The 12,994-nt window shown below is 69.4% G+C and carries 10 protein-coding genes; 3 read left to right on the top strand and 7 right to left on the bottom strand.

What is annotated here, in order from left to right:
* The first annotated feature begins 62 nt into the window (after positions 1-62).
* Positions 63-2,723 (top strand): penicillin binding protein PBP4B, encoded by a 2,661-nt coding sequence (gene pbp4b / locus FV560_RS11640; RefSeq protein WP_159621763.1) that lies wholly within the window; start codon positions 63-65, stop codon positions 2,721-2,723.
* 235 nt (positions 2,724-2,958) lie between these two features.
* Here the strand turns inward: pbp4b and FV560_RS11635 are convergent, their stop codons facing one another.
* Complete coding sequence (locus FV560_RS11635) at positions 2,959-5,484, bottom strand: ATP-dependent Clp protease ATP-binding subunit (protein WP_159621696.1); 2,526 nt, start codon at positions 5,482-5,484, stop codon at positions 2,959-2,961.
* A gap of 160 nt (positions 5,485-5,644) precedes the next feature.
* On the opposite strand from FV560_RS11635, the gene FV560_RS11630 reads away from it, so the two are divergent.
* Positions 5,645-6,307: an IMPACT family protein gene (locus FV560_RS11630; protein WP_159621695.1), complete on the top strand. Its 663-nt coding sequence runs from the start codon at positions 5,645-5,647 to the stop codon at positions 6,305-6,307.
* Between the two features lie 100 nt (positions 6,308-6,407).
* Positions 6,408-7,715, top strand: coding sequence for an MFS transporter (locus FV560_RS11625; RefSeq protein ID WP_159621694.1), 1,308 nt, complete (start codon positions 6,408-6,410; stop codon positions 7,713-7,715).
* A gap of 137 nt (positions 7,716-7,852) precedes the next feature.
* On the opposite strand, the gene FV560_RS11620 is transcribed toward FV560_RS11625, so the two are convergent.
* The 6 genes from FV560_RS11620 to FV560_RS11595 all read right to left on the bottom strand — a co-directional run bounded on the left by FV560_RS11620 (position 7,853) and on the right by FV560_RS11595 (position 12,964).
* Positions 7,853-9,004 (bottom strand): ATP-binding protein, encoded by a 1,152-nt coding sequence (locus FV560_RS11620; protein ID WP_159621693.1) that lies wholly within the window; start codon positions 9,002-9,004, stop codon positions 7,853-7,855.
* A 140-nt stretch (positions 9,005-9,144) separates the two neighbouring features.
* Positions 9,145-9,567 (bottom strand): D-aminoacyl-tRNA deacylase, encoded by a 423-nt coding sequence (dtd, locus tag FV560_RS11615; protein WP_159621692.1) that lies wholly within the window; start codon positions 9,565-9,567, stop codon positions 9,145-9,147.
* On the bottom strand, positions 9,564-10,550 hold the full coding sequence (locus tag FV560_RS11610; RefSeq protein WP_235020077.1) for an asparaginase: 987 nt from the start codon (positions 10,548-10,550) through the stop codon (positions 9,564-9,566). Before FV560_RS11610 ends, dtd begins: the two co-directional genes overlap by 4 nt.
* Complete coding sequence (locus FV560_RS11605) at positions 10,547-10,855, bottom strand: DUF2516 family protein (RefSeq protein ID WP_235020076.1); 309 nt, start codon at positions 10,853-10,855, stop codon at positions 10,547-10,549. The genes FV560_RS11610 and FV560_RS11605 overlap by 4 nt, the downstream gene beginning before the upstream one ends.
* 10 nt (positions 10,856-10,865) lie before the next feature.
* Positions 10,866-11,903: a threonine aldolase family protein gene (locus FV560_RS11600; protein WP_159621690.1), complete on the bottom strand. Its 1,038-nt coding sequence runs from the start codon at positions 11,901-11,903 to the stop codon at positions 10,866-10,868.
* A complete protein-coding gene (locus FV560_RS11595) occupies positions 11,900-12,964 on the bottom strand; it encodes an FUSC family protein (protein WP_159621689.1) in 1,065 nt (354 codons plus the stop codon). Before FV560_RS11595 ends, FV560_RS11600 begins: the two co-directional genes overlap by 4 nt.
* Positions 12,965-12,994 lie beyond the last annotated feature (30 nt).

Genomic DNA, 12,994 nt, shown 5'->3' with positions numbered 1-12,994 from the left:
GTGCCGGTTCCGACTCGGTCGACCTCAGACATCGCTGTCATCTGTCGAGCCCGGGAGGCCCAATGACCCGCCGAATCCGATCCGTCGCACTCACGCTGGTGGGAGCGCTCGGACTTGCCACGCTCGGAGCGGGAGTCGCTTCGGCCGGACCGCCGGCGACCCTGATCGTGCACTATGCCGGGCCCGGTGAGCCGGCCATCGAGGGTGTGCCACTCGACGGAAATGCGTCAGTGACCGACACCGGATCCGATGAGTTCGGGCAGTGGACGCAGCTCACTTTCCCGAGCGCGATCGACGACAGTGCACTCGGCTTCCGCGTGGCCGGGGACTCCACCTTCGCCGAGGATGTCCGCTACGTGTGGGCCGACGGCGATCACGCCGAGACCTGGGTCATGGACGGCGACCCGCGGGCCTACGCCGAACCGCAACGCGTCCCCGAGGACCAGTTGCGCATCGAGGATCGGCGCGGCTATGTCGACGTCGATGTGCTCGCCGACCTGCTGGGCGTCGGCGTCAGCACCGGACGCAACGGCTACCAGTTCGACGGATACGCCACCGGCAGCCTCGATATCCTCACCCTCACACGCGGCCGCGACTACCACGAGATCGCGGTGGATATCGATCGGTTCGCCTCGAACGCCACCGGCCGGATGCTCAGCAACTACACGAACCTGGTCTTCCAGGACATCGACGGCATCCGCGACGGCGAGGACTACTTTCTCTCCCTCGCCTCCGTCGAGCGGCTCCTTCAGATCGGCACTCACATCGACGCCTCCGGCACATACTTGTTGGACACCCTGCCCGTGGCGCACGACGACCTCGGCACGGCCGATCCCGAACAGCTCGGCTTCAGCGCGGCCGGGCTCGCCGATCTCGACCGGTTCGCCCAGCAGCAGATCGACTCAGGCTGGCCGGGCCTGGCAGTCGTGGTGACCAAGGACGGCCAGACCGTCCTGGAAGAGGCGTGGGGCGACGCCCTGGTCTCTTCGACCGGAATCGACTCCGACGGGACCATCACCGAGGCGACCCCTCTCCCCGAGGCAGGCCGGATCCCGGCCACCACTGACACTCTGTGGGACCTGGCATCGAACACGAAGATGTACGCCACGAACTACGCGATCCAGCGGCTGGTCAGCGAAGGACTGCTGGACCTCGACGCCACCATCACGAGCTTCCCCGGCTGGGAGAACTTCACCGACGCGAACTCCGAGTACACCGGCAAGTGGACCGTCGGCGGCGAGGGCGGCATCGACGCCGTGTACACCGGCAAGGAGACCATCCGCGTGCGTGATCTGCTCAACCACCGCGCCGGCCTCATCCCCGACCCCGAGTACCCGAACCTCACCTCCGCCGGGGAACTCTGGTACCAGGCCGACGATCCGGACGACCGCACCGGGATCATCGACGCCATCAGCCGCACCCCGCTGATGTATGCCCCTCGCACCACGTTCGCCTACTCGGACGTCGACTACATGATCCTCGGACTGCTCGTGGAGCAGGTCAGCGGTCAGCGTCTCGACGTCTACCTGGAGGAGAACTTCTACGGCCCGCTCGGCCTCGAGAACACGATGTTCAACCCGCTGGACCACGGGATCGACCCCTCCCAGGTGGCGGCCACCGAGCTCAACGGCAACACCCGGGACGGGAACGTCTCCTTCGGTGAGTTCGAGGGCGGCGACCCGGTTCCGATGCGCGAGTACACCCTCCAGGGTGAGGTCCACGACGAGAAGGCCTGGTACTCCATGGCCGGTGTGGCCGGCCACGCGGGCTTGTTCTCCACCACCTCGGACATGGCCGTTCTCACCCAGCTGATGCTGAACCAGGGCCTGTACGGCGGGCAGGAGTACTTCGACGCCGACGTCGTCGAGGAGTTCCTCGCACCGACACCCGGCAACGGCAGTTACGGCCTGGGGTGGCGGCTGCACACCAACGGTGGCCAGGGGTACTACTACTTCAACTGGGGCCCGAGCCGGTACACCTACGGTCACCAAGGCTGGACCGGCACTCTGACGGTGATCGATCCCGTGCACCAGATGACGATCACGATCCTGACGAACATGCGCCACGCACCCGTCGTCAGCCCACCCAACGGGTTCGAGACCGGCAGCATGCCGCTGGCCAATCTCGTCCCTGTCTCGGCCTACGTCTACCGCGCATTGACAGGGATCGGCGACGACTACACGATCGCGACCTCGCTCGAGGAGGTGGCCGGGGTCGAGGTGCCGTTCGGCGCTTCCGAGGCCGATGCGCTGGCGGGCCTTGCGCCGTCGACCACCCTCACGGACTCCGACGGCGTCACGCATGAGGTGCCTGTGACGTGGACTCTCGAGGGGTACAGCCCGCAGACTCCCGGCGCCGTCGCTGCCTCCGGCATCGTCGAGCTGCCGGCCACAGTGCTGCAGGACGCCGACGCACCGATCGCACTGGAACTCGCGAGCACCGTGACCGTGCTCGCGGAGGAACCGGTCGATCCCGATCCGACCGACCCGGGCACCCCCACCAACCCGACCGACCCGGGTGACCCGGGTGACCCGGGTGACCCGGCCACGGGTGACACCGATCCAACCGATCCTGGTGAGCCCACCGACCCCGGGCAGTCCGCCGGCGGTGACCTGCCGCAGACCGGCGCATCGGGCACCGGCGTGCTGATCGGTGCGGCCGCCGTAGCGCTGCTCGCCGGAGCGGCGCTACTGCTCCTGCGGAGGCTGCGCCACCAGCGCTGACGTGCACGGTCTGGCGTCGCGCAGTGACCAGTCGTCAGGCGAGGTGGTGAGGTTGTCGTCGGTGTCGACCCCATGATCGACGGCATCCTCACCCCCGGTGAGGTTGTCGTCGGTGGGACCGCGAGCAGGGCGTCGGTGCAAGTCAGGCGGGTGCACGACCCGCGCACCCCACCCACACCGAAGGCCGGCCACCCTCCCAGGGTGACCGGCCTTCGTATGGTGGGCTCCGCCGTGACTATTCTCCGCCGGCTGCCGCCGGGAGCTCGGGTGAGGCGCCCGCTCCCACGGCCAGCGGCTCCTTCTCGGTCTCCTTGTCCACCCCGGTGAAGGTGAACTCGCCGAGGAGGCCCTCGCCGGTGGCGTCCACGACGACCTTCTGGCCGGCGTGCAGTTCGCCGTAGAGGATCCGCTCGGAGAGCTGGTCCTCGATCTCGCGCTGGATCGCGCGGCGCAGCGGCCTTGCACCGAGCACCGGGTCGTAGCCGCGCTCGGAGAGGAGGTCCTTGGCGGCCATGGTGAGCTCGAGGTCCATGTCCTTGTCGGCCAGGCGACCAGCAAGCTGGGCCACCATGAGATCGACGATCTGGTAGATCTCCTCCTGGGAGAGCTGCGGGAACACGATGGTGTCGTCCACGCGGTTGAGGAACTCGGGGCGGAAGTGCTGCTTGAGCTCCTCGTTCACCTTGGTCTTCATCCGGTCGTAGCTCGTCGAGAGGTCGCCGCCGGCCTGGAAACCGGTGATCAGACCCTTGGCGATGTCCCGGGTGCCGAGGTTGGTGGTCATGATGATCACGGTGTTCTTGAAGTCGACCACACGGCCCTGCGAATCGGTCAGGCGACCATCCTCGAGGATCTGCAGCAGCGAGTTGAAGATGTCCGCGTGGGCCTTCTCCACCTCGTCGAAGAGCACCACGGAGAACGGACGGCGCCGCACCTTCTCGGTGAGCTGGCCACCCTCTTCGTAGCCGACGTAGCCGGGAGGCGAACCGAACATCCGGGAGACGGTGTGCTTCTCGGAGTACTCACTCATGTCCAGCTGGATGAGGGCGTCCTCATCACCGAACAGGAACTCCGCGAGTGCCTTGGCGAGCTCGGTCTTCCCGACGCCGGTGGGTCCGGCGAAGATGAACGACCCACCCGGGCGCTTGGGGTCCTTCAGACCGGCGCGGGTGCGGCGGATCGCCTGGGAGAGCGCCTTGACGGCGGCATCCTGGCCGACGATCCGCTTGTGCAGCTCGTCCTCCATGCGCAGCAGCCGCGAGGACTCCTCCTCGCTGAGCTTGAACACCGGGATGCCAGTGGAGGCGGCGAGCACCTCCGCGATCAGCTCCTCGTCCACCTCGGCGACGTTGTCCATATCGCCGGCCTTCCAGGCCTTCTCCTTGTCCAGTCGCGTGCTGGAGAGGTGCTTCTCCTCGTCCCGCAGGCGTGCTGCCTTCTCGAAGTCCTGGTCATCGATCGCGGACTCCTTGGCGCGGCGCGTCTCGGCGATCTGCTCGTCGAGCTCACGCAGTTCCGGCGGTGCGGTCATGCGGCGGATGCGCAGGCGAGCACCGGCCTCATCGATCAGGTCGATCGCCTTGTCCGGCAGGAACCGGTCGTTGACGTACCGGTCGGCCAAGTTCGCAGCGGCCACAAGCGCGGCATCGGTGATGGTCACCCGGTGGTGGGCCTCGTACCGGTCACGCAGACCCTTGAGGATCTCGATCGCGTGGCTGAGCGTCGGCTCGGCCACCTGGATCGGCTGGAAACGACGCTCGAGCGCCGCATCCTTCTCGATGTGCTTGCGGTACTCCTCCAGGGTGGTGGCGCCGATGGTCTGCAACTCACCACGGGCCAGCATCGGCTTGAGGATGCTCGCAGCGTCGATCGCGCCCTCGGCAGCACCCGCACCGACGAGCGTGTGGATCTCGTCGATGAACAGGATGATGTCACCGCGGGTGCGGATCTCCTTGAGCACCTTCTTCAGCCGCTCCTCGAAGTCACCGCGGTAGCGGGAACCGGCCACGAGGGCGCCGAGGTCAAGGGTGTAGAGCTGCTTGTCCTTGAGGGTCTCGGGCACGTCGCCGCGCACGATGTCCTGAGCCAGCCCCTCCACCACGGCCGTCTTTCCGACGCCGGGCTCACCGATCAGCACCGGGTTGTTCTTGGTGCGGCGGGAGAGCACCTGCATCACGCGCTCGACCTCGAGCTTGCGCCCGATCACCGGGTCGAGCTTGGACTCGCGTGCCGCCTGGGTGAGGTTGCGGCCGAACTGGTCCAGCACGGCAGAGCCGGAGGGCGTGCCCTCGGCCGGACCGCCGGCGGACACGGTCTCCTTGCCCTGGTAGCCGTTGAGGAGCTGGATCACCTGCTGGCGCACCCGGTTCAGGTCGGCGCCGAGCTTGGTGAGCACCTGGGCGGCCACGCCTTCACCCTCGCGGATGAGGCCGAGCAGGATGTGCTCGGTGCCGATGTAGTTGTGGCCGAGCTGGAGCGCCTCCCGCAGGGAGAGCTCGAGCACCTTCTTGGCGCGCGGCGTGAACGGGATGTGCCCGCTCGGCGCCTGCTGGCCTTCCCCGATGATCTCCTGCACCTGTTGGCGCACAGCCTCCAGGGAGATGTCCAGGGATTCGAGGGCCTTGGCAGCGACCCCCTCGCCCTCGTGAATGAGACCGAGCAGGATGTGCTCGGTGCCGATGTAGTTGTGGTTGAGCATCCGTGCCTCTTCTTGGGCAAGGACGACAACCCGACGGGCTCGGTCGGTAAATCTCTCGAACATCTCGGTGCTCCTCACTGGCCTCGGACCGCAGGTGGCAGTCGTGGCGGTGTGTCATCCAGGCTAACCGGGGCAGGCATGCCCCTATGCCCCTGTTCGCCAGCGGCAGAGAGCACGGTTGGGTCACGAACCTCCTGCGCCCCGCTCGCGTCACAATGGAGCGATGTCCCCTCTCACCCTGCGCGGCGGCCCGGGCACCCGGGTGGAGGCCGAGATCGAGGAGAAGCGATCGCGCTTCCTGTGCCGTCTCGTGCGGGTGACGCGGGAGGAGGAGGCGAGGGCCGCCGTCGAGAATGCTCGCAAGGAGCACCACGATGCCCGCCACCACTGCTCGGCGTTCGTGCTGGGGGCCGGGCAGGGCCAGATCCGCCGCTCCCACGACGACGGCGAGCCGTCCGGGACCGCCGGCGCCCCGATGCTCGAGGTGCTCACGGGGCACGGTCTGGTGGATTGCGTCGCCGTCGTCACCCGGTACTTCGGGGGCGTTCTCCTCGGAGCGGGCGGGCTGGTGCGCGCCTATTCCGGTGCCGTCACGGCGGCCGTGGACCAGGCGAGCAGCCAGGGCAGGCTCGTGCAGCGGGTTCGTCGAGAGCTGGCATCGGTGGATCTCCCCCACGCCGACGCCGGCCGGGTCGAGGCCGACCTGCGCGGCCACGGGGTCCTCGTGCTGGGCACCGAGTACGGCACCCAGGCGCGGCTGCAGCTGGCATGCGCCCCCGACGGCGTAGGTCACCTGCGCCACCGTCTCGCCGCTGCCACGGGCGGCACCGCCGAGTTGATCCTGCACGGGCAGGAGTGGGTGGACGCCGAACTCGGTGCCGGGTGAGCGGCAGCACAGAGGGGTGAAGCGCCGGATACGCCGTAGACTGAGAGTGCCCGCGGCTCCCAATGTCGGTAGCACTCCCCCCTTCTCCGCTGGAGCCACGATGACCACCCCGTGTGCCGCTTCCGCACGTTCCACTGACGGCGCACCCACCCGGCCGTCACCGGAATCCTCTCGTAGCCTTCCGGGCCGGACTGCGTCGAACTCACCTGTGCTCACCGGGCGCCGCCTGACCCTCGCTCTGGCCGCGATGGCACTGGGCGGGTTCACGATCGGGACCACCGAGTTCGCGAGCATGGGCCTGCTGCCGCAGATCGCCACCGGGCTGAGCGTCACAGTGCCGGAAGCGGGCCGGCTGATCTCGGCCTATGCACTCGGGGTCGTCATCGGTGCACCGTTGATCGTGATGGCCGCCGCCCGGATGGAACGCACGCGGCTGCTGGTGCTGCTGGCTGCGAGCATCGCCGTCACGAACGCGCTCTCGGCGGTGGCACCGACCTATCCGACGATGCTCGCGGCGCGGTTCCTCGCCGGAGTGCCGCACGGGGCGTACTTCGGGGTGGCGGCCCTGATCGCCGCCGCACTGGCTGGTCCTGCGCGCCGGGCCCGCGCCGTCTCCATGGTGATGTTGGGACTGACCATCGCCACGATGGTCGGCGTCCCGCTCGCCACGGCGCTGGGCCAGGCGGTGGGCTGGCGCTCGACTTACGGGCTGGTCGTCCTCACCGCGCTGGCCACTGTCGTGGCCGTCTGGCGGTTGGTGCCACCGCTCCCCCGCCCGGCAGCGCCGGCATCCGCGCGCAGCGAGCTGCGGGCGTTCCGTTACCCGCAGGTGTGGTTCGCGCTCGGCATCGGGGCGATCGGCTTCGGCGGCATGTTCGCCGTCTACAGCTATATCGGCGAGATCGTCCCGGAGGTGTTCTCGCTGACCTCGGCGGCGGTGCCGCTGGCACTCCTGGTGTTCGGGATCGGGATGACCGTGGGGAACCTGGTGGCCGGAAGGCTGGCGGACCGGTCGGTGATGGGCACGGTGGTGGCCGGACTGGTCGGGATGGCGGTCCTGCTGGTGGTGTTCGCCGTCACCGGGCCGGTGCTGACCGCAGGCCTGCCGATCCTCGGGATGACCGGCTTGTTCCTGATCGCCACGATCTCCCAGTTCCTCGGGCCGTCCCTGCAGACCCGGCTGCTGGACGCCTCCCCGGACGCACCCTCCCTGGCAGCGGCGCTGCACCATTCCGCGTTGAACATCGGGAACGCGACCGGTGCCTGGATCGGCGGTCTCGTGATCGCGGCGGGTCTGGGGTATCTGGCGCCGGCGTGGGCTGGAGCGATCCTCGCGGTCGCCGGGCTGGTGGTGGCGGGAGCCTCGGTCCTGGTGGAGCGGCGCGACACCGAGCGCGCCCTGATCTGAGCGCGGCGCTGGTCACAGGACCACGGCATCCGTGGCCTGGGTGGTGATGTCACCGACGATGGCCTCGATGTGCATCGAACCACTGTCTCAAGCCGGGAGCGCTCCGGCCAGCCGGATGACATCGACAGCGCGCGACTCTACAGCTCGCCGACGTCCTCCACGTCGAGGATCTCGGTGAGCGGCACGGCAGCGAGTCCCTCGGCGATGGCGTAGCGGCGCTCTCCTGGATACACCACGGAGAGCCGATCGAGATCGAGGTCGGCAAGAGCGGATCTCATCGACACCGTCGCGCGGGGGGCGTCGGCTCGTTTGATCTCGAAGCCCAGCCTCTTCCCATGCCCCTCCAGCAGCAGATCAAGCTCCGCTCCATTGCTGGTGCGCCAGAAGTACGGCCGATAACCCGGAGCGCGCCGGAGGATCTCCTCGATCACGAACGTCTCCCAGGAGGATCCGACACCGATGTGTCTCAGCAGGGCGGCCCGATCAGGAACTCCGCCCCAGAGCGCATGAAGGATTCCGGTATCCCGGAAGTACACCTTCGGAGACCGGACCAGCCGCTTGCCCAGATTCGCATGCCACGGCAACAGCACGCGTATCAGCATCGCATCCTGGAGCCCGTCCAGGTACCGGCGGGCGGTGGTCTCGCCCATATCGAGTGCACGCGCGATCGACGCGGCGTTCCAGAGATTGCCCTGCTGGTGGGCGACCAGGCCGAGAAACCGCTCGATCGTCGCTGCGGGCAGCGAGAGCCCGAAGTCGGCAAGGTCATGACTAGCCAATGCGCGCACATAAGACTCTCGCCACCGGAGCGAGTCAGTGTCACTACCCGCGAGCAACGATCGCGGATAGCCGCCGCGAACCCACACACGGTCGATCTCGTGCGCTCTATCGGCCGGTCCAAGGCCCCTGAGCTCGACCACCTCGACGCGGCCGGCGAGCGATTCCGACGATTGCCGCAACGCGCCCGGGGAGGCGCTCCCCAGGACGAGAAATCGCGCCGGGTGATCGTCGCGGTCTGCCAATACCCTCAGCACTGGGAAGAGATCTGGCCGCCGCTGCACCTCGTCGATCACGACAGTTCCGCGAAGTTCACGCAACGCCAGCATCGGCTCGTCAAGCCTCGCCAGGTCGATCGGATCCTCGAGATCGAAATAGTTGGGATCTCCCGCGGGTACCACCCTGCGCGCGAGCGTCGTCTTCCCGACCTGACGCGCGCCGACCAGGAGAACGACGGGCGATCGCCTGAGCGCGTCGCTCAACTCGCGCTCCGCCTGATGTCGTCGCAGCATGTATCGAAGATACCATGCAATTCCACCGCCGACTGGAGGAATTACATGGTCTTGCTGCGTTGTCTGAACCAGGAGTACTCCGGCCGGTCCGATCACATCGACGGAGGAAATGCAACGCCGAGACGTCCGCGGAGCTCCTGCTACGCCTCCACCACGACCGTCACCGGCCCGTCATTGACCATCTCCACGGCCATATCGGCACCGAACACCCCGGTCGCCACCGTGACGCCCCTCCCCCGCAGGGCCTCCACCACTGCCGCCACCAGCGGTTCGGCCACCGGGCCGGGAGCGGCCGCTGTCCAGGACGGACGACGCCCCTTCTTCGTGGACCCGTACAGCGTGAACTGACTGACCACGAGCACCTCGGCGCCGGAGTCGGCCACCGACTCCTCGTTCCGCAGGATCCGCAGCTCGGCGATCTTCCGGGCCACCGTGTGCGCCTGGGCGGCCGTGTCCTCGTGCGTCACACCCACCAGCGCACAGATACCCGGTCCGATCTGCCCGACCACCTCGCCGTCCACCGTCACCGACGCGCGGGTGACGCGTTGCAGCACGGCCCTCACGCCGCACCACCGAACGCCAGGGCATCCGCTCCGAAAGCCGGGTACACGGCCCCCACCGGTTCACCGTGACCGAGCACCGGCACCCGCTCCCAGGCCCAGTCCTCCGCGGGCTCGACCCCCAGCTCCCGCAGCACGGCCCCCAGCACCACCGGCCGGGGCCGCGCAGCGCCGTCCGAGACCTTGAAGGCGAGCGCCCGCCCGTCCGGTAGGGCCCCGGCGTGCACCCCGTCGGCCCCGCCCTTGAGGATCAACCCCGGCACCGCGCGCATGGCCTCGGTGTCCTCCCGCCCGGTACCGGCCACCAGGAACGGGTGGGCTCGCATCGCCTCCGCCACCCGGTGCTCGACCGTCCCCTCCTCGGCGGCAGCGATCCGGGCGAATGCGCCGGCCAGGCCGCGCACCGTCGTCGCCGGCTGCGGCGCCCCGCACCCGTCCACGGCCACGTGGGCCGGCGCCACCTGGGTCAGTTCGGCGATCACGGCGAGAAGATGCCGCTGCAGCGGGTGCTCAGCGTCGAGATACCCGGCCACCGGCCAGCCGGCCGCCACGCAGGTGGCCACCATCGCCGCATGCTTGCCGGAACAGTTCTGCGCGATCGGCTCAGGTCCGCGACCACCCCGCTGCCACGCCAACGCAGCGGCCGGTTCGAGCGGCAGGTCGGGTGTGTTCGCCAGCGCCGTAGCGTCCAGCCCCACCGACTCCAGGATGCCGAGTGTGACCTCCCGGTGCCGCTCCTCACCATTGTGGGAGGCACATGCCAGCGCCAGCTGATCAGTGGTGAGGGACACCCCGGCACGGAGCATCCCCACCGCCTGCAGCGGCTTCAGGCACGAGCGGGGGTAGATCTGCTGCTCCGGCTCCCCCAGGCGCAGCACGTCCCGCCCCGACGCGTCCAGAGCCACCAGGTGCCCGGTGTGCACCGATTCGACCATCTGCCCGCGCACCACCCACACCAGCACCTCACCGGGTGCGGGACGGCTCACCACGGGCTGGAACCGCCACGCGATCCGTAGTCGCGGACCGCCGGGCGCACATCGGCGAGGTACACCCCGGCCATCACACCGGCGATCAGGCTGAACAGCAGACCGGAGAACGCACCGACCACCGCCAGCCACGCGAGCAGCGTCGCACCCCCGGACATCGCCAGCCAGAACACCTTCGTCCGCTTGTCCGCGCTGACGAACGCCTGAGTCGGCCGGATCGCGGCGTCGATGAGCGCCCACAGGGCGAGCGCCATCGCCGAGAAGCCGAGGAGCAGGAAGACGTAGAACTGGATGAGCGCGATCACGGATCTGAGCCTACGCGAGCGCGGCCAGTCGCCGCGTGAACGCATCCACGTCCTCCCGGCGGGTGTCCCAAGAGCACATCCACCGCACCTCCACCCGATCCGGCTCCTCGCCCGGCCCCCAGTCGTAGAAGGTGAACTCCTCCCGGAGCGCGGCCGCCAGCGTGCGCGGCACGGTCGCGAACACCACGTTCGCCTCCGTCGGCTGCGTCACCCGCACCCCAGCGACGGCGGAGCTCGCCTCCCGCAGCCGTCTCGCCATCGCGTTGGCGTGGGTGGCGTTACGTCGCCACAGCGGGTCGGGTCCGCCCAGTAGGGCGAGCAGTTGGGCGGCCACGTAGCGCTGCTTCGAGGCCAGCTGCATACTCGCCTTGCGCACCATCTCCACCCCGGAGACCGCGTCCGGATTCAGTACGAGGACCGCCTCAGCGAGCGCGGCGCCGTTCTTGGTGCCGCCGAAGGAGACCACGTCCACGCCGCAGTCGGCGGTGATCTCCCGCAGGCCCAGTCCGAGCGAGGCGGCCGCGTTCGCCAGCCGGGATCCGTCCATATGCACCGCCATCCCGACGGCGTGGGCCGCCTCGGCCACGGCCCGCACCTCGTCCGGGGTGTAGACCGTCCCCAGTTCGGTGGCTTGCGTGAGGGAGACGGCCAGCGGCTGGGCGCGGTGCACGTCCCCCAGGTCGGCGGCGTAGCGAGCGATGGCCTCCGGCGTGAGGCGGGCATCGGCCGCGGGGACCGGGAGCACCTTGATGCCACCGACCCGTTCGGGTGCACCGTTCTCATCGGTGTGCAGGTGAGCACGCTCGGTGGCGATCACCGCACCCCACCGGGGAAGCATCGAGGTCAGGGCGACGACATTCGCGCCGGTGCCAGTGAGCACCGGATACACCTGGGCGCGCTCGGAGAAGGTGAGGCGGACGACGTCGGCAAGGGACGCCGTCAGCGGGTCAGCCCCGTACGCCGGGGCCGGCGCGCTGCCCACGGCTGCGAGCGCCTCGAGTACCTCCGGGTGCAGGGGCGCGTAGTTGTCGGAAGCAAGCTGGATCATCCGGTCAGCCTAGGAGGCAGATCGTCCTCGACGTCCGGACCGATCTCGGCGAGTGCACGGCGGGCCTGCTCGGCGGACATCCCGGTCATCTCCAGCAGGTCCACCACGAGGGAGCGCATCAGCACCACCAGGGTCTGGGCGCGCCAGCCGGTGAACGTCGGCGGGTCGAGCTCGGCCGCGACGGCGAGCAGCTGGTGCCGCAGCCCGGAGGGCTCGGACCCGGAGCCGAGCGCGAAGGCCAGGTCGGCGGCGGACTGGGAGAGGGTGGCGAGCAAACGTGCGAGCCGCTCCTGCTCGGTCATCTCCTGCGCGGCGGTCCAGGCGCGGCGGGTGATGACGCGGGTGTTGCGCATGGCCCGGTCGCACAGGGTGGCGGCGCGCTGCAGCCGCAGCAGGTCGGCATCGTGCCGCAGCCGGCTGGGGGTGAACCGGGTGGCGGCGAGTGCATCGCGTACCAGGGTGCTCCACTCGTCGATCACGCCTTGGGAGCCGCGGGCCCGGGTGAGGGCGTCGTCGACGGTCTCCTCGTCGCCGGTGCGGATACCGCGGGCGACGTCGGCAAGAGTGAGGGAGACCTCGGTGAGTCCCGAGGAGGCGAGGTTGCGGGCACGGCGGCGGACGTCGATCGGCAGCAGCGAGGCGACCAGCAGGGCGAGCGCGCCGCCGATGAGCGCGTCCAGCCAGCGGCCGATGCCGTCTCCTCCGAGGGTGGGTGGCAGCGCGATGACCACGACGGACTGCACCCCGGCCTGCATGGCCAGCATCGCGGCGCCGTCGATGAGCCGGGCGACGGCCACTGCGGCGGCGAGGACCACGAAGATCTGCACCGGGCCGGAACCGATGACCGCCCCGACGACCTCCCCGGCGGCCACACCGACAGTGACGCCGAGGGCGAGTTCGGCCACCTTGCGGGGACGGCGGTCGGCGCTGAAGCCGAGCGAGACCCAGGCGGCGATGGCCGCGAACATGGGGATCTCGTGACCGACCACCCAGTGGGCGATGCCGTAGGCGGCCCCGGCCGCGAGCGCCCCGGTGACGATCGGCCAGGCGTCACCGCGCAACCGTCGCCCCCCGCGCCGCAACCTGCCCGA

Source organism: Ruania rhizosphaerae (genome assembly GCF_009805705.1).
Classification (GTDB): domain Bacteria; phylum Actinomycetota; class Actinomycetes; order Actinomycetales; family Beutenbergiaceae; genus Ruania; species Ruania rhizosphaerae.
Note: the sequence above shows the minus strand (reverse complement) of the source record. Positions and strands in the feature narration are given on the sequence as shown.

Bases quoted from the DNA above. Each gene is read 5' to 3' on its own strand.
- pbp4b (WP_159621763.1), top strand. From the start codon at position 63: ATGACCCGCCGAATCCGATCCGTCGCACTCACGCTGGTGGGAGCGCTC.
- FV560_RS11635 (WP_159621696.1), bottom strand. From the start codon at position 5,484: ATGTTCGAGAGATTTACCGACCGAGCCCGTCGGGTTGTCGTCCTTGCC.
- FV560_RS11630 (WP_159621695.1), top strand. From the start codon at position 5,645: ATGTCCCCTCTCACCCTGCGCGGCGGCCCGGGCACCCGGGTGGAGGCC.
- FV560_RS11625 (WP_159621694.1), top strand. From the start codon at position 6,408: ATGACCACCCCGTGTGCCGCTTCCGCACGTTCCACTGACGGCGCACCC.
- FV560_RS11620 (WP_159621693.1), bottom strand. From the start codon at position 9,004: ATGCTGCGACGACATCAGGCGGAGCGCGAGTTGAGCGACGCGCTCAGG.
- FV560_RS11600 (WP_159621690.1), bottom strand. From the start codon at position 11,903: ATGATCCAGCTTGCTTCCGACAACTACGCGCCCCTGCACCCGGAGGTA.